At 58.8% G+C, this 16958-nt stretch carries 11 protein-coding genes; 6 read left to right on the top strand and 5 right to left on the bottom strand.

Translation table 11 applies throughout. The annotated features are described in order from the left end of the window. Positions 1-374: 374 nt before the first annotated feature. Positions 375-1682, bottom strand: coding sequence for an AI-2E family transporter (locus RCAS_RS12810; protein WP_012120989.1), 1308 nt, complete (start codon positions 1680-1682; stop codon positions 375-377). A 91-nt stretch (positions 1683-1773) separates the two neighbouring features. On the opposite strand from RCAS_RS12810, the gene RCAS_RS12815 reads away from it, so the two are divergent. Beyond that, complete coding sequence (locus tag RCAS_RS12815; RefSeq protein ID WP_041331994.1) at positions 1774-2694, top strand: nucleoside hydrolase; 921 nt, start codon at positions 1774-1776, stop codon at positions 2692-2694. 12 nt (positions 2695-2706) lie between these two features. Here RCAS_RS12815 and RCAS_RS12820 read toward each other — a convergent pair whose 3' ends face one another. Next, complete coding sequence (locus RCAS_RS12820; protein WP_012120991.1) at positions 2707-3381, bottom strand: response regulator transcription factor; 675 nt, start codon at positions 3379-3381, stop codon at positions 2707-2709. Between the two features lie 106 nt (positions 3382-3487). Here RCAS_RS12820 and RCAS_RS12825 point away from each other — a divergent pair, with 106 nt between their 5' ends. From RCAS_RS12825 to RCAS_RS12835, 3 genes are all read left to right on the top strand, one after another. Then, entirely contained in the window at positions 3488-4243 is a 756-nt protein-coding gene (locus tag RCAS_RS12825; protein WP_012120992.1) for a 3-oxoacyl-ACP reductase family protein, read from the top strand. A 79-nt stretch (positions 4244-4322) separates the two neighbouring features. Further along, the gene (locus RCAS_RS12830) at positions 4323-5384 is read left to right on the top strand and encodes a peptidoglycan DD-metalloendopeptidase family protein (protein ID WP_012120993.1); all 1062 of its coding nucleotides are present in this window, start codon (positions 4323-4325) and stop codon (positions 5382-5384) included. A 229-nt stretch (positions 5385-5613) separates the two neighbouring features. After that, the gene (locus RCAS_RS12835) at positions 5614-7035 is read left to right on the top strand and encodes a malic enzyme-like NAD(P)-binding protein (RefSeq protein WP_012120994.1); all 1422 of its coding nucleotides are present in this window, start codon (positions 5614-5616) and stop codon (positions 7033-7035) included. Positions 7036-7337: 302 nt separating this feature from the next. On the opposite strand, the gene RCAS_RS12840 is transcribed toward RCAS_RS12835, so the two are convergent. Beyond that, on the bottom strand, positions 7338-8969 hold the full coding sequence (locus RCAS_RS12840) for a hypothetical protein (protein WP_012120995.1): 1632 nt from the start codon (positions 8967-8969) through the stop codon (positions 7338-7340). A 308-nt stretch (positions 8970-9277) separates the two neighbouring features. Here RCAS_RS12840 and RCAS_RS12845 point away from each other — a divergent pair, with 308 nt between their 5' ends. After that, positions 9278-9925 carry a flavodoxin domain-containing protein gene (locus RCAS_RS12845; protein ID WP_012120996.1) on the top strand — a complete coding sequence of 216 codons (648 nt, stop codon included), beginning with the start codon at positions 9278-9280 and terminating at the stop codon, positions 9923-9925. A gap of 81 nt (positions 9926-10006) precedes the next feature. Here the strand turns inward: RCAS_RS12845 and RCAS_RS12850 are convergent, their stop codons facing one another. Together RCAS_RS12850 and RCAS_RS12855 are read right to left on the bottom strand one after the other, a co-directional pair. Beyond that, positions 10007-13138: a glycoside hydrolase family 2 TIM barrel-domain containing protein gene (locus RCAS_RS12850; protein WP_012120997.1), complete on the bottom strand. Its 3132-nt coding sequence runs from the start codon at positions 13136-13138 to the stop codon at positions 10007-10009. Positions 13139-13336: 198 nt separating this feature from the next. Beyond that, positions 13337-14767 carry a glutamine synthetase family protein gene (locus RCAS_RS12855; RefSeq protein WP_012120998.1) on the bottom strand — a complete coding sequence of 477 codons (1431 nt, stop codon included), beginning with the start codon at positions 14765-14767 and terminating at the stop codon, positions 13337-13339. Between the two features lie 345 nt (positions 14768-15112). On the opposite strand from RCAS_RS12855, the gene RCAS_RS23350 reads away from it, so the two are divergent. Next, complete coding sequence (locus RCAS_RS23350) at positions 15113-16819, top strand: STAS domain-containing protein (protein ID WP_012120999.1); 1707 nt, start codon at positions 15113-15115, stop codon at positions 16817-16819. The last annotated feature ends 139 nt before the right edge of the window (positions 16820-16958 follow it).

A 16958-nucleotide genomic window follows, 5' to 3' on the forward strand; every position in this document is an offset into this window, starting at 1 on the left:
GTGAGCACCTGGTGCAATAGCACACGGATATACGCTGATCGAGACAGATTCACACGAATGAGGCTGCGCTTTTCGCAGCTGCTCCTGGAAATGGGAACGTCCGCCTTCGTGCCTCTTCGTGTCCTTCGTGGATAGTTCAGAATGGGGGTACTTCCTGCCAACGCGCTTCAGGACGGTCCGCCTTCGTGCTTCTTCGCGCCCTTCGTGGATAGTTCAGAATGGGGGTACTTCCTGCCAACGCGCTTCAGGACGGTCCGCCTTCGTGCTTCTTCGCGCCCTTCGTGGATAGTTCAGAATGGGGGTACTTCCTGCCAACGCGCTTCAGGACGGTCCGCCTTCGTGCTTCTTCGCGCCCTTCGTGGACGGATCACCCCTCAGGAAGGCTGACTTTCCTGTTTGGCCGCACCCTGATGAATAATCGGCGCGTGATCAGCCGCAACGCGGCGGATGCTCTCCTCTGGCGTGCAGCCTTCCAATCGCAGATAGGTGTACTTGAAGAGGTCGCGCACCGTGGCGACCGCCGGTGCTGCCAGCAAGATGCCAAAGAGACCAAACAGCGTTCCCATCACAATCATCGCCACCGTCAGCACTGCCGGGTGAACGCCAACGCTTTCGCCGATGATGCGCGGCACCAGGAGACTGTTTTCAAGTTGCTGGACGGCAATATAGAGCAAAAGAACAGCAATGCCAGCCGTTGGTGAAATGCCAAACCCCAGAATAACCCCCGGAATAGCGCCAATCGTCGGTCCGAGCACCGGAATGAACTCGGTCACACCGGCGATCAATGACAGCACCAGAATATAATCACCAAGCGGGAAACCGAGCATTTCCAGCCCTACCAGCCCGATTCCGACCGCCAGACCAACCGATACGCATAGAATAATCTGCCCTCGAATATAGCCGCCCAGAACCCTGTTGACAATATCCCAGACATTCCAAAAATCAGATCGAGCGCGCGGATGGACCAATTGATTGAAGAAGACCCGCCCCCGATGCTTATCGTACAACACATAAAAGAGCCAGATCGGCAACGAAATAAAGCCCAGGATGAACGTTACCGTATTGAGCAACTGGATCAGTTGATTGAGGAGAAATGCGCCGCCACGTTGCAGATAGGTGTCGATATTATTCTGCAATGAGCGCAAAAGATTCGCCAGACTATCTTCGATAGGTTGCTGCAACGATGGAGGAACCTGATCGCGATACTGCCTGATGATCGAGTCAATGAATGTTTGAACCTCTCTGAAAGAGGGTAACTGATGGATCAATCGTTCGACCTGTTCGATCAGCGGCGGAATGATCAGCGCAAAGGTCGCTGCTATTCCCAGAAAACCCAGGATGTACACGACAAGAATAGACAACCAGCGCGGCATCCAGCGATCGAAGAAATCCACGGCTGGCGCCATCAAATATGCCAGCACCAGACCAATAATGAACGGGATCAGCACCGGGCGCGTCGTCCACAGCATCCAGCCGATGCTGTACACTGCCAGCGCCACCAGCGACCAGCGCGCGATCAGGCGCCACGGGACAGCCGGCCACGCGATCACCGGAACAACCGGCGTGGCCGATAATGACTCGGTTGTGCCTTGATCCGTTGCGCTGCCATCACCATCATGGGGCTGCTCATCAATGCCGGATGGCGCTTCTATCGCTTCTTCCTGCGGTTCGACCGTTTTCATCGCATCGTCCAATCAATGCTCACCATGGCGCTCTCATACGTTACAATGGAGAGAACGCACTGTCAAGGCGTGTTCGATACGGAGCATGATCATGATTCGTCTCGTTCTCGACACCGACATCGGCACGGATGTCGATGATTGTCTGGCGTTGGCGCTCATTCTGACGTCGCCCGAATTCCACCTTGAAGGTGTGACGTGTGTGTACGGCGATGTGTTGCTTCGCAGCCGCATGGTGCGAAAACTGTTGAACCTGCGCGGGCGCACTGCCACTCCCGTGTTTGCCGGTGCGTCTCAACCGCTCCTGGAACTGCTGCCGGTCTATTGGGCAGGGCACGAAGGGATTGGGCTGCTCAACGAATCTGATCATACGCTCGCGCCAGAAGCCGATCACGCTGTCGATTATCTGGTGCGCACGGTGATGAGCAACCCGGGACAGATCCACCTTGCCGCTATCGGTCCACTGACGAACGTTGCGCTGGCGCTGAAACGTGAGCCGCGCATGGTGCAGGCGCTGGCCGGGTTAACGATCATGGGAGGCGCATGCCGGGGGTACGAATCATTGCATATCAATTATGTCGAGCACAACATCCGGTGTGACCCGGAAGCGGCGCACATCGTCTTCAGTTCTGGCGCGCCGATCTCGCTCGTTCCGCTCGATGCGACGCTGCAAACTCGCATTCGTCCGTCCGATGTCGAACGCATTCGGTCAGCAGGCACGCCATTTCACGTTGCGGTTGCCGATCAGGTTGCGCTCTACCCGCCATTCCGCGCGCGGGGATTCACGCACCTGCACGATCCGCTGGCAGTGGCGACCATTCTGTCGCCGGATCTGGTCACCTGGCGCGCACTGCACGTCGATGTCGAGACTGGCGGACGGTTGACTGCGGGCATGACACTCATGCGCGAACCTTCCGATGGCGTGCCGGACAATGCCCGGGTTGCGCTGAGCGTCGATGCGGTGCGCTTCGAGGAGTGGTTGCTCACGCGGATTGCCGCCACCGTGCAACCGTAGCCAGGGAGAGCGTTATTCCTCGCGCAGGATATAGCCAACGCCGCGCACGGTATGGATCAGGCGCGGTTCGCCGCGCGCCTCGAGTTTCTGGCGCAGGTAGCGCACGTAGACTTCGATGATGTTGCTTTCGCCGCCGAAATTGTACCCCCACACGCGGTCGTAGATGACATCGCGCGTCATCACCTGTTGTGGGTGGCGCATGAACAATTCGAGCAGATCATATTCCTTTGCCGTGAGATCCACCCGCCGGTCGCCAATGGTGACTTCGTGAGCGGTAAGATCCATGGTCAGCGGACCATAGCGCAGCACCGTCGCTGTGTCTTCGCGTTGACGGCGGCGCAATTGGACGCGAATGCGCGCCAGCAACTCCTCAAAAGCGAACGGTTTGATCAGATAATCGTCGGCGCCGGCTTCAAGACCGGCAACGCGATCCGGGACGGCGTCGCGCGCCGTGAGCATGATAATCGGCACATCCGACGCAGCACGGAGGCGGCGCGCAACTTCAAGCCCGTCGATGCCCGGCAGCATCAGGTCGAGCACCACGAGATCGGGCGGACGTTCGCGCGCGATCTCGAGCGCCTGACGACCATCGGCGGCGATTTCGACGTTGTACCCTTCGAATGTCAGCCCGCGCCGGAGGTAGCCGGCAATTTCGGCCTCGTCTTCGACGATTAAAATGGCGCTCATAGGACAGTATTGCAACCAATGGCGACCGAGTCGCTGAAGGTCGCCGAATGTGTGCCAGCATCATGGATTGTAGCAGAGCATTCTGCGTGGTGCAAGGATACCGGGCATGATCAGCAATGAATTTCAGAACCAGGTAGCGCTCATCACCGGCGCGTCGCGCGGCATTGGGCGGGCGATTGCGCTGGCAATCGCAGCGCGCGGCGGGCGCGTCCTCATCAACTATCAACGCAACGCCACTGCTGCTCAGGAAGTGGTTGCCGCCATCGAGACGATGGGAGGCGAAGCCCTGGCATTTGCCGCCGATATCGCCGATGAGCGCGCCGTTCAGACGATGGTGAATGCCTGTCTTGCGCACTGGGGACGGATTGATGCGCTCGTCAACAACGCCGGATCAACCGACGATGCGCCGTTCGTGCGTATGCGCCCCGATCAGTGGCGCACGGTCATCGATATCGATCTGACCGGCGCATTTTTGTGCAGTCGTTCGGTATTGGCGCCAATGCGCGCGCAGAAGTACGGGCGGATTGTCATGATCGGCTCGCTGGCGGGGCTGGCAGGAAACGTCGGGCAGGCGAATTACGCCGCTGCCAAAGCGGGGCTGGTTGGACTGGCGCGCGCCCTGGCGCGCGAGACGGCGCGCGATGGGATTACGGTGAATGTGGTGGCGCCGGGATATATCGAGACCGATATGCTCGCTGCACTGCCGGCAGCGCGACGGCAGTGGGCGCTCGATGCGATTGCAATGGGGCGTTTCGGCACGCCAGAGGAAGTTGCGTCAGCCGTTGTGTTTCTCCTCTCGCCATCCGCGTCGTACATCACCGGTCAGGTGCTGGCAGTCGATGGCGGATGGGTGATGCCATAACTTCCGTAAGCATGTTGTCATACACACGTGCGCTTTTTTACGCTATGCTCTGCGCAGGCATTCGCACACCTGATACACAATGACGATCTACGTTATGACGACCACCCTGCGCACCCTGCGCCGCAGTCGCGGGCTGACCCTGACCGAACTGGCCGTTCTGAGCGGTATTCCGGCGCGCAATCTTGGCGCCATCGAACTTGGCATCCTCTCGCTCGACGCACCAACGCGCACACATCTGGCACGGGTTCTGGCTGTCGCGCCGCAGGCGCTGCCTTCCGCCTCTCCCTCCCTTAATCTATCGCCTCCTGTAATCGATCTCCAACGGTTAACGATTCCCATTGCTCTTGCGCTGGCGACGACCGTGCTGACGACATCGATCCTGTCGCGTTTAGACGTTTCGTTCGTTGTCCCCTCAAGATCGCCCATCACCTCACCGCTTGCGCCACAGACTGTCGTCGTTGCGCTGGCCGATCGTCAACCTGAAGCCGCGCCCGCCAGGAGCGCCATCAATGCTGAGACACTCAAAGTGGCGATCCTGGGCGCCGTTGCTTCCACACCGGTGCAGCAGGCATCACTAAGCGCTGCTTTGTTCGAAACCACAGCAGAAGGGGGAGCGCAACCGGTCGAATTGCCATTCGCAATGAGTGCGACCACACCGGCGACAACGGTCGAATCAAAACGCGCCGACCGGACAGCGCCGCGTGGATATCCGCTCATAGCACCGGTTGGACAGATCGTTGTGACTCAGGGATATGGCACAGGCACTCACGCCCCGGCAGCAGTGTGGGGCGCGCTCGATTTCGCCATCGACGCGGATAGCGACGGCTACGCTGAACCGGGACCAACGCGCGGCGCGCCGGTGATCGCCACCCACGACGGGATTGCGCGAGTCTATCCCGGCAGTTGGCCCGGCGGCAACTTCGTGCGCATCGAAAACCGTGAGACCGGCTGGACGACCGCTTATGGGCATCTGGACTCCATTCTGGTCCGCGACGGGCAGGAAGTATGGCGTGGCGATCTGATTGGCACGGTGGGCAGCACCGGCTATGCCACCGGACCTCATCTGCACTACGAAGTCTGGCAGCAGGGCATCAATGTTGACCCTACACCATTTGTCGGCGCTCATTCCGTATCCGAATAACGGTCAGGCGCATCAGTCGGGCAGGTAGCGGGAGCCAAGCGGACTGCCTGTATGGGGGGATTCCCGTCAGCGAGACAGGACTTTCGACTATCATGCATCATGTCCGGTCCACCGTGTCATTTCGGTTCCGCCGGATCATCAGCGAAGCCGTTCTCATCCAACCCGCCTGATCTATCGTATAATCAGGCAACCACGAACCCCCTTTTGAGGATGATGACAGGAGCGCCTGATGACCGGAACAAATCAGGGAATAGCCTACACGTTGACCATCCGCTGTCAGATCGACAATCGCCCTGGTATGCTGGGGACGATTGCCACGGCTATCGGCGAAAACGGTGGCAACATTGGCGCTATTGACATCGTGCGTGTTGACCGTAAGCACATCGTGCGCGACATCACCGTGCGCGTGCAGGACGAACTTCACGGCGACCGAATCGTTCGCCGCATCAACGCACTCCCCGGCGTTGTCGTCACGAATGTGAGTGATCGGGTCTTTTCATTGCATCAAGGCGGCAAGATTTCCATCCAAAGCCGCACACCGCTCAAGAGCCGCGACGACCTTTCACTCATCTATACCCCTGGCGTTGCGCGCGTCTGTCGCGCGATTTCGCGCGATGAGGAGAATGCCTTCTCACTGACCATCAAGAAGAACAGCCTGGCAGTCGTCAGCGACGGAAGCGCCGTCCTAGGGTTGGGCAACCTTGGCGCTGCCGCAGCCATCCCCGTGATGGAAGGAAAAGCGGTGCTCTTCAAAGAACTCGCGGATATCGATGCCTTCCCAATCTGTCTGAAGAGCCAGGACCCTGACGTGATCGTGGCGACGGTCGAGCAGATCTCACCGGTGTTCGGCGCTATTAACCTAGAAGACATCGCCGCCCCCAAATGTTTCGATATTGAGGAACGCCTTGCTGAGCGCCTTGACATTCCGGTGATGCACGATGATCAGCATGGCACGGCGGTGGTGGTGCTGGCAGGTCTGCGCAATGCTGCGACGCTGGTCGGCAAGCGTCTCGACCAGATGCGTGTTGTGGTCAATGGTGTCGGTGCAGCGGGCACAGCAATCATTCACAACCTTCTCATCGCCGGTGTAGGCGAAGTTACCGCAGTAGACCGAACGGGCATCCTGAACATCGATGAGGATCAACACCTGACCCCGATGCAGCGGCAGATCGCCGCGCGCACCAATCGCGAACGACGGCGTGGCGGGCTGGCGGAAGCGCTCGTTGGCGCCGATGCCTTCATTGGCGTCTCGACCGGGAACCTGCTCACTGCCGGGATGGTGCAGAGCATGGGGAGTGATCCGATCGTCTTTGCGCTTGCCAACCCGATCCCCGAAGGCGATCCAGAGATGTTGCAACACTATGCCCGTGTCGTTGCTACGGGCCGTTCCGATTTTCCCAACCAGATCAACAACGTCCTGAGTTTTCCGGGCATTTTCCGTGGGGCGCTTAACGTGCGCGCCGCAAAGATCACCCCCAGGATGCGCCTGGCAGCCGCGGAAGGGCTGGCGAGCGTCATCAGTCACGAAGAATTGAGCGAGGAATACATCATTCCCAGCGTCTTCAATCGCGACATCGTACCAGCCGTTGCAGCGGCGGTTGCGCGTGCTGCGCGTGAGGAAGGCGTCGCGCGCGCGGACAATGGCGCCTGACCGCGAACCAGACGGGGCAGTGGCGCCAGCAACTCCGAATAAACGGACATCACTCCCGCGAGCATACGCCATACATCCGAAAGCCTTACAGAGCGATCAACCACAACCAGGACCATCAAGGATGTGGAGCGGCGGACGTTGGCTTCGACAGGCTCAGCCAACATCTGCCGCTCGACGGTTACCACGCACAATGATTGGGCGCCATCTGGTTGATCGCTCTATGAGAGAAAGTGGCAGCCGACAACCCGGTCGCTGCCACGACTCGCATGCGCATTGCAGGTGGATATGGCAGACGTTTGGCATCACATCACATCGTGCCGCTTAATCAGGAGGTAGAACCACCAGCGCTCAACAACAACTGCAAAGAGAAAGAGCGCCGTCACAATGGTTGCCAGGCGACCGTATCGCCACCGATCCCAGATCGCATTCAGCGCCAGCGCAGCACTGATACAGATCAGCGGCATGACGAATAGAATATGTTTGAGCACCATATCGGCGACATAGGCGCTTACAAGCGTATACAGAACAAAGATAGCCAACCACGCACTCCAAAAGGATCCATACCGGCGTCCAGATTGATCGAAATAGAGACCACCCAGCCCTACCATTGTTAGTAATAACAACAGATAGGTCGTATGATTGCGTAGAAAGATGGTATTCGCAAGAAAGTTGCTCAGTGGACTCTCTCGCGCTTCTACATCGGGGCGCAACTCGGCGCCAGCCATATTAATGATATTGTTCACAACCGCTGGCAGAGTCGAATTCAAAAACACTGACACGAATTGAACATGGTATACGGTGAAGGCGAATCCTTCCGCCAAAATCATCCCAATCAACAAAGAGAGAATGAATGACCGACTTCCTTTCACTCCTTGCAATATTTTGAAAAGCATCAGAATCCCCAGCATCGTGAAGGTCATAACCCCAATAATCGTGTACGAGAGTATCGACAGCGCTAACAAGCCTACCCATAATCCGAACCGCTTCCATTCGCGCAGCACAGGCATCTGCTGATAGTTGAGCGCCAGAAACGTCAATACTACCAGAGAAGCCCATAAGCCAAACTGCGTTGGATAATTCCCCCATGACATCAAGAAGTAGGGCATGGGCAGCAAATGGTATAGTCCTGATGCTATCAATGCAGGACGTTCGCGATCAAGCGTTCTCAGAGTGATCAGGAAAATCATCAGCCCTTTGCTCACATCGAGCAGCGCATTCAGCCCATTCATCGCATCACCAATCGGGATGCCAGCCATATGGATCGGTGCAATGAGGAGATACCAGAGCGGCGAATATGGCAGGTAACCCGCCTCAAGCCCAACCGTTCCCCCCAAGAATGAAGTGAAACCCGGACGATACAGTTCGAGGAAGCGCCCGTCCAGCACCATCTGCACTCGCTGCATATGCGGCCACTCATCGATAAAGATTGCGTGCGGATAGAGAGCGCCGCCAACCTTGAAGAGCAACGCTGCTCCGAATATGCCCCATAACCACTTCCATCCCACTGCACTGACGGTCAGGTTATAACGCCGCACAATAGTGCGCATCAGCTGCTGCAGGGGCCAGAGAACCAGATGCAACAACACCAGTACCGCGATCCAGTGCCCCAGCGCGACGGTAATGAAGAGCCGCGCCTGAAATAACCCCACAAGCGCCGCCAACAGGACGACGCCTGTCAGGAGGAATATCATCGCCGGCTTCAGACCCACACGACGCCAGAAGAACCAGAAGAGCGAGATGATCGCCAGAATCTGCATTGTTGTTGTCAGTGGCGGCAGCATCCTCTGCCCCTGGACTTCCACCTGATCCAGTGCAATCCCCAGCCGTCGTGGATCGGTCGAAGATGGCGTGTACAGGTTGCTCTCGAATGCAATGACGAGATCACCCGAGGTCGCAGGAAAGAACAGATCGTATGTCGCCGGTTGCCGACGCACCGGGGCGGCGTCTGTTGGCGCCGCTCCACGTGGCTATGCTCAACGTTCAGCGTCGGTCATGCATGCCACAGTATACTCACCTTTTCTGCGCTTGAGACACACTATACGGGGTAGGCGACACATGCGCCTGACTGCCATAACGCCGCTGTGATCCGCTCATCGGTAAGCACAGTCTTCCCTTGTCCTACACAAAGATGTGGTTCGTCAATGTGCCAGAGATTGTACACTTCCTGATGAACAGTGCAACGACAAAGCGCATACGAAGCTTTTTTGAACTCATTTGCGCGTTATGAGAAGGGGGGACAAATATGAGCAGAACGTCCAGCCGACGACGTTTTCTCAAGGCCGCCGGAATCGGTCTGGCAGCGACGACCGTCGCCTGCATCGGCGGCGGGTATGTCGCCACACGCGCGCCAGAGTCCGCCGTCGTTGATCTGACCTTTGCAGAGGAGAGCACCATGAGCAGGCGTATTCTTGTCACTTATGCCACCCGTGCTGGTTCGACCGCCGAGATTGCCGCCGCTATCGCCAGAACACTCGGTGACCGTGGCTTCGCTGTGGATGGAAAACCGATCAAAGCCCGACCGGAAATCACCGGCTACGATGCGATCATCATCGGCAGCGCCATTCGCATGGGTTGCTGGCTGCCCGAGGCGGTCGATTTCGTCAAGGCAAACCAGGCAACATTGAACAGTGTGCCGGTCGCGCTCTTTACCGTCCACATGCTGAATACTGGTGACGATGAAACCAGCCGCGCCAATCGCGCGGCATATCTCGATGCCGTGCGCCCGCTGATCCACCCGGCAGCCGAAGCGTATTTCGCCGGCGCCATGAATTTTGCGCGACTGTCGTTCCTCGACCGGCTCATCGCCCGGATGGTCGGCGCCGTCGAAGAGGATCGGCGAGACTGGGCGGCAATCGCGGCATGGGCGGAGAGGGTTCCGGTAGCAGCATAGCGGCACAGCAACACGCTACCGCTCTGGAGCGATGCCCATGGGCACAGACGTTGCGGTGCGACATCTGTGCCCCGTGCGTGATCATTCATCAACCGGCTCTCCCAGAATACGCATCCGGTACACGAATTGGTATTCACTCTCCATCAGGCGGTAGCGTTCGAGCGTGTCGGGTCCGCAACTCAACGTTCCAAGCCCGCGATGCGCGGCATCGAGGTTGAGGAATACTTCGGCGCGCGGAGTCAGATCGATCGTGTGCAGAGCGCGGAACAGGTCGTCGTCGCTGTGGTGGAGCGCCGAAAACTCGAAGGTCGGACGCCCGGCGACAAACAATCCGCGCCCATCAGCGTCGGTCAGGCGCAGGGAGCGCACATCGGTTTTATGCCCGTGTTCCTGCGGCATAATATAGGGCACGTACTGGTCGGTCACGGTCGAGCGCCAACGCCCCACAATGGCGCTTGCTTTGCGGTCACTATAGTTATCCCACGGTCCGCGTCCGTGCCATTCGAGATGTTCAAGCCCCGGAATCAGCGTCAGGCGTACTCCGACGCGCGGGATGTCGCTGATCGCACTACCGATGAGGACGGTGTTCTCGACCAGCAGCTCACCGCTGGCGTCCAGTGTGTAGCGATGGATATGGGTGAAATCGCGCCACTCCCCACGGCCAGAGGCGCCATGCTCGATTTCGACGGTTGCCGCTTCATCGCTGGCAGCCATCAGGCGTATCCTGCGCAGGCGATGTTGCACCTGGTGCAATCCCAGTGCTTTCCAGCGCGCCAGCGGTTTGTCCGGCTCATTCCACACCTTTAGCCCGTCGTTGTCTGTGGCGGCGCGCCAGACATTGAGCAGCGGTCCGCGAACAATCAGGTTCTCTGATCCGCTGCCGAATGAAGTCAAAAGACCGGTCGTCGTATCGAAAGCAGCGCGCACGGCGCCGGCGCGCAAGACGATCTGCCCGGCGATCTCTTCGACAGCAACCGATGCCGATGTCACTTCCGGTTCAGGCGCAACGGCAATCGTCGGCAGCGGCAGTTGTTGCCAGGACACCTCGTGCCCGGATGGCGCCCAGAGTGTCGCATTGCGCTGATAGAAGCGCAGCGTCAGGAACCGCTCTCCGGGAGCGCTGCTCGCTGCGCCGAGGTCAAGACTCACCACCTGCGCCTCACCCGGCGCAGCGTACAGTTCCGGCAACTCGCCCGACGCCACCGGCAGACCATCGACCGTCACTTCCCACACGCCATACAGCCAGTCGAGATCGGCAAAATCTTGCCGGTTGACGATTCGCACCGTTACGCCCGCCGGATCGACCAGTTCACCCCGCACCGGCTGGATCAGATATTTGTATTCGTACAATGCCGGGTGAGGTGAACGGTCGGGCCACACCAGACCGTCGCAAACGAAGTTGGCATCGTTGGGAACATCACCGAAATCGCCGCCATACGCCCAATAGACACGCCCCTGATCGTCGGCGACACGGATGCCATGGTCGAGCCATTCCCAGATGAACCCGCCCTGCAACGTCGGGTGGCGCTCGAACGCTTCCCAGTAATCTGCCAGACTACCGTTGCTGTTCCCCATGGCGTGCGAGTATTCGCACAGGATCAGGGGACGCGGATCATCGGTCTCTTGTTCCGCCCAGGCGACAATCTCATCAATTGGCGCATACATCGGGCAGATCACATCGGTGACTGTGCGCCCATCCTGCCACGACTCTCCCATCCACCGCGAGATGGCGCCCTCATAGTGCAGCGGTCGTGACGGATCGAGGCGACGCGCCAGACCGGCGGCAGCATCGTGGTTGGGACCATACCCGCTTTCGTTCCCTAATGACCAGAAGATAACCGAGGGATGATTCTTGTCGCGCTCGATCATGTTGCGCACGCGCTCGACGAATGCGCGAGTGTAGCGTGCATCGCGGCAGATGTCGAAATAGAAGGCGTGCGACTCGATATTCGCCTCGTCGATGACGTACAACCCGTAGCGATCGCACAGATCGAGCCAGTATGGGTCATTTGGGTAATGCGACGTGCGCACGGCGTTGATGTTGAACTGCTTCATGCGCTGAATATCGAGTTCCATCAAGGCGCGGCTGACCGCCTTGCCAGTTGTGTCGGAATGGTCGTGGCGATTGACACCTTTGATCGTGATTACTCTGCCGTTCACCAGCAACTGCCGATTGCGAATGGCAATCGAGCGAAACCCGACATAGCAGGTGTGACGTTCCGGTCCCGCCGGTCTATGGAGCGTAACCACGAGCATGTACAGATACGGCGTTTCTGCTGACCATAGATGCGGCGACTCAACCTGTCCTTCCAGGCACAGTTCCGGGCGCACGAAGCGACGCACGCCAAAGCGCGGATGGGTTTGCGTATACGTTGCGCGCAGCGGCTCTGCGAAGACCGGTGCGCCGCTTGCGTCATAGAGTTGCACCTCGACGCGGGTATGCTCTTCGGCTTCGGCGATGGCGTCGAGTGTGCAACGCACCTGGAGCGTTCCTTCCCGTAGATCATCGCTCACATCCCCGCGCGCCGACAGATCCGCCAGGTAGACGGTATCGGTCGCATAGAGAAACACGTCACGGTGAATGCCCGACTGCCACCAGTGGTCCTGATCTTCCACGAAACTGGCGTCGGACCAGCGCAACACGACGGCGATCAACTCATTCGGCGCATCGAAGCGCACGGCGCCGGTCACATCATACTCGGCGGGCGTGCGCGAGTCCTTATGCAGCCCGATTGGTGCGCCATTGAGGTACACATAGCACGCGCCCTCACACCCGGCGATGTGGAGGACGATCCGGCGTCTGTGCCATTGTGGAGGAAGCGTAAACTGACGGCGGTAAACGCCGGTGGGATTATCGTCTGGCACGAACGGCGGCAAATGCGGGAAGGGCATCTGCACATTGGTATAGTGCGGCGTCCCGAAGCCCTGCATCGTCCAATTGCCGGGGACCTGGATCGGACACCAGTCGCCTGCTGCCAATGCAGCGGCGGTCACGGCATCAGGGCGCGGCAGCAGGCGGAACTCCCACACACCGCTCAGACTCTGATACCATGGCGATGCCGATGGATCGACGGACATGTCGGCATCTGCTGGAAATGGAACGGTCAGTGCGTGTGGTGGCAACGTATTGAGCGCCGTCAATTCGGGCATCTCCCAGGTTTTCATGCCCGCGATGAAAAGCATAGGGAGCGGCGAGTCGTCGGTAGGGTGCATGAGCAACAATACCTTTCGGCGAGTATCAATGCGAAATCTTTGCGGTCAGCAGTCCATCTCCAGGGAACGAGGCGTTGCGCGAGCGGCGGCGCCGGCGCAACCGAATGCCTGGCAGCCTGCCGGACGCCCTTCCCTTGCCGCGTGCGCGCCGGGCGCCCAGAGGGGGGCGCCCTTACCGTATGCCTGGCAGCGACCTCATCAGAAGAGATTCCACAAATGCTGATTGGTCACCTCATGGTGGAACTGAATCTCGGCACGTTTGATGACCGTTCCGAGCAGGCGCGGGCAACGGTCGGCAGACGACTGCTTGGCGGCGGCAAAACGCATTGCCACATCTTCTCCCATAATTGCACTGATCCAGGCGCTGGATCGGAACGAATCGAGCGCATCATAGATGTTATCAGGGAGGATGCCAAGCGATTGATAGGAATCGGTGATCTGCCCCTCCGAACCTTCCAAGCCGGTGCGGAGCAGCGCATAAATGGCGAGGTACGGATTGGCATCCGGCGCAATCGAGCGCACTTCGATGCGAGCCGAACGCGCATTGCCGATCGGAATGCGGATCATCGCGCCGCGATCAACAGGCGAGGCTTTAATCTCATTTGGCGCTTCATAGTGCGGATCAAGGCGACGATAGGCATTGACGCTCGAATTGAGGATCAGACAGAGGTCTCTGGCATTGTGGAGAATGCGGTTGATGAAATTCCAGCCAAACGCCGAGATGCTATCGCGTCCGGCGGGATCGTGGAACAGGTTCGTATCACCGCGCGCAATCGACAGGTTCGTATGCATACCGCTGCCATTCACGCCGGTGACCGGCTTGGGGAGAAAACTCGCCGTCATGCCCATCTTGTGCGCCACCTGACGGCAGACCAGTTTGTAGAGCAACACCTGGTCGGCGGCAATCGGCGCCTCGGTATAGGAATAGTTCATCTCGAACTGTGACGGTGCAACTTCGGGGTGGTCTTTTTCGTTCGCAAAACCCATGGCGCGTTGCACTTCCGCCGCTGTATCGATGAACAGACGAAGCGAATCTCCCGGCAACGAGTGATAATAGCCGCTGGTTGTAATAAACTCGAAGCGGTCAGTTTCACGGTAGCGCTGCTCGGCATGCTGTCCCTGGAACAGAAAGCCCTCGACTTCGGTCGCAACGTAGCAGATCAGACCCTCGCGGCGGAACAGATCGTCGACGTAACGCTTCAATCGCGATCGCATATCCGCCTGGTACGGCGTTCCATCCGGTTCCAGCACCTCGCCAAAAACCAGGACCTTGCCTGGACCAAACACGTCTGCCGGCAACCAATAGAATGCCGCCCAATCGATTGCCAGCCGCAGATCAGACTCCGCTTGACGTGAGAAGCCGCGGATCGAAGAGCCGTCGAAGGTCAGGTTGTCGGCGGATTTGAGCAAGAACTTTTTATCGTAGTCCAGCATGTGGAGCCGACCTTCGAGATCGGCGAAGCAGACAGTGACCGCCTTGATGCGCTTTTCATCGGCGAGATACCGGCTGCGCTCCTCTCGCAGGATATCGACCGGCGTGCGCGCCAGGCGCAATGCCTTCATTTGCAGGTTCAATTCTTCGAGTTCGTCGTAGGGAATTTCCAGAAAATCACGCAGTGAAGTTGTCATTGGAGCACCTTCTGTTTCAGGGTGATCATTGCGCGGACGTCGATGCGCAAACGATCCTCATTGTACACGATTCCGTCCTCCACACTGTGGGGGTCGTGCGCGACCCGCTCAGATTCCGAGCGCAGCGAGGAATGACACGCATGCGGCATCTTCAATCGTAATCGGTATGACACGGATTCGCAATCGATGCACGCATCGCATCTACGACCTTGCTCAGCATTGCAAGCAAGTTGATCACATTTTGCTACTCTTCCTGTCATTCCTGATCGGGCGCGATCATGTATGATTGCTCTTAAGATTGGATCAGTGGAACTGGATTGTTCTGAATGAATTGCGACACTACCTATGGCCACGTCCGCCCACACCACCAGACCTTCCCTGATCGGGCGCGACATGTCCCTGCGCGCGCGTCTGATCCTTGGATATGGCATCATTGTATCGCTGACGCTGATCTTTGGTCTCTTTATGCTTACTTATACGCGTGGCGTCCGCAACCGCCTGGAAACGCTGAGCGCCGATGTCACTATCGATACACGCTACAGCATCGAAGCAGTGACGGCAGTTGCCGAGGCGCAACGCGCGCTTGATCGCTTCCTTCAGCAACCGAATGAACGACACTATCAGGATGCCGCGCGCCAGATCGATTTCTTGCAGCGAACGATTGAGCGCCTGGAGCGAGACGCACACAACCCGGCGATGGTCGGTCATCTGCGCCGGATTGGGAACCAGGCAGCCACATACCGGCAAATTTTTGAGGAGACGCGCAACAGCATCGCTGCCCGGCAACGCGCGCGCGATGATCTTTATACTGCGTTTCTCCAGCAATATCAGACGATCGAACAGGCAATCAGCAATGCCAGACCGATCGCTCCATCTGACTATCTGGCGCTCATGGACCTGAGCCGCGCCAGCACGCGCCTTCAGTTGGCATATGTCTGGATTGGACGAATGGAAAGCGAGGACACGGCAACTGCGGCAGACAACGCCCTCGCGGAACTGCGCCAGGCGCGCACCTTTTTGCGGCGGTATCTTGTGCTGAATACTAATCCGCGCATTGTGCGACCGGAGGATCTCGAGCGTCTTCAGAGCGTTTCGGAGAGTTTTGATCGTTCGATCATCAGTATCGCCAGTCTCTCCAGCGCCTCCATCCGCACCGAAGTGCTCATCAACAGCCGTCTGAAGCCGCACGCAGCGCAAATGTCCCGCGAAGCGACAGCATTGTCCGATACGGCATTGATGGCGCTGAGCATCGCCGCAGTTGATATTAGCCGGGAAACCTCGCAGATACGGACGATCATTAGCAGTGTACTCGCGCTCCTTCTGATAGCCGGAGGTGCGCTCGGCGTCCTGCTGGCAGCGCTCATTACCCGCCCGCTCAATGAACTGGTTGCGGCCACTGCGCGCCTGGCGCGCGGCGAGGGAGCTCTGCGGGTGCAACCACGCGGCGGGCGTGAACTGATCCTGTTGGCGCACGCATTCAACGATATGGCAGCGGAACTCGAACGTGAACGCGCCGAGATCCGTCGCCAGAACGCATTGCTGGCAGAACGTGCGGCGGAACTCGAACAGACCCTGCACCAGCTTCGTGAAGAAACGGCGGCGCGCGAGCAACTGAGCGCCACCGTGCGCCAGCTCAGCGTGCCGATTATTCCGATCATGGAAGGGGTGCTGGTTGCGCCGCTGGTTGGCGAGATCGATGCTGAACGCGCCCAACTGTTGCAGCAGCGTCTGCTTCATCGTATTGTCACCGAACGCGCACAGGTGGCGATCCTCGACATCACCGGCGTCCCCGTGGTTGACGGACAGATCAGCACGTGGTTAATCCAGGCGACCACCGCCGCGCGTCTACTCGGAGCGCGCTGCATCCTCGTCGGCATCAATCCAGAAGTCTCGCAGGCGCTCGTTGCCAGCGGCATCGACCTCGGCGACCTGGCGACCCGCGCCACCCTCCGCGAAGGGCTGGAGTATGCCATGCGCATCATGCGCGCGGCGTCAGGCGTGAGGCAAGAGGCGAACGGCATCAGGCACGCGACGGTGCGTGTGAGGCATTAGGCGCAGCGCCTGGTTGCACCGCGCTGTCATTATTGCGGATCGCCGGTTGCAGCATCCTGAGGTATGCCATGCGCATCATGCGCGCGGCGTCAGGCGTGAGGCAAGAGGCGAACGGCATCAGGCACGCGACGGTGCGTGT

The organism is Roseiflexus castenholzii DSM 13941 (assembly GCF_000017805.1).
Lineage (GTDB): Bacteria > Chloroflexota > Chloroflexia > Chloroflexales > Roseiflexaceae > Roseiflexus > Roseiflexus castenholzii.

Coding starts and splice junctions, on each gene's coding strand:
- RCAS_RS12845 (WP_012120996.1), top strand. CDS start 9,278: ATGAGCAGAACGTCCAGCCGACGACGTTTTCTCAAGGCCGCCGGAATC.
- RCAS_RS12820 (WP_012120991.1), bottom strand. CDS start 3,381: ATGAGCGCCATTTTAATCGTCGAAGACGAGGCCGAAATTGCCGGCTAC.
- RCAS_RS12825 (WP_012120992.1), top strand. CDS start 3,488: ATGATCAGCAATGAATTTCAGAACCAGGTAGCGCTCATCACCGGCGCG.
- RCAS_RS12835 (WP_012120994.1), top strand. CDS start 5,614: ATGACCGGAACAAATCAGGGAATAGCCTACACGTTGACCATCCGCTGT.
- RCAS_RS12850 (WP_012120997.1), bottom strand. CDS start 13,138: ATGCACCCTACCGACGACTCGCCGCTCCCTATGCTTTTCATCGCGGGC.
- RCAS_RS12830 (WP_012120993.1), top strand. CDS start 4,323: ATGACGATCTACGTTATGACGACCACCCTGCGCACCCTGCGCCGCAGT.
- RCAS_RS12855 (WP_012120998.1), bottom strand. CDS start 14,767: ATGACAACTTCACTGCGTGATTTTCTGGAAATTCCCTACGACGAACTC.
- RCAS_RS23350 (WP_012120999.1), top strand. CDS start 15,113: ATGGCCACGTCCGCCCACACCACCAGACCTTCCCTGATCGGGCGCGAC.
- RCAS_RS12810 (WP_012120989.1), bottom strand. CDS start 1,682: ATGAAAACGGTCGAACCGCAGGAAGAAGCGATAGAAGCGCCATCCGGC.
- RCAS_RS12815 (WP_041331994.1), top strand. CDS start 1,774: ATGATTCGTCTCGTTCTCGACACCGACATCGGCACGGATGTCGATGAT.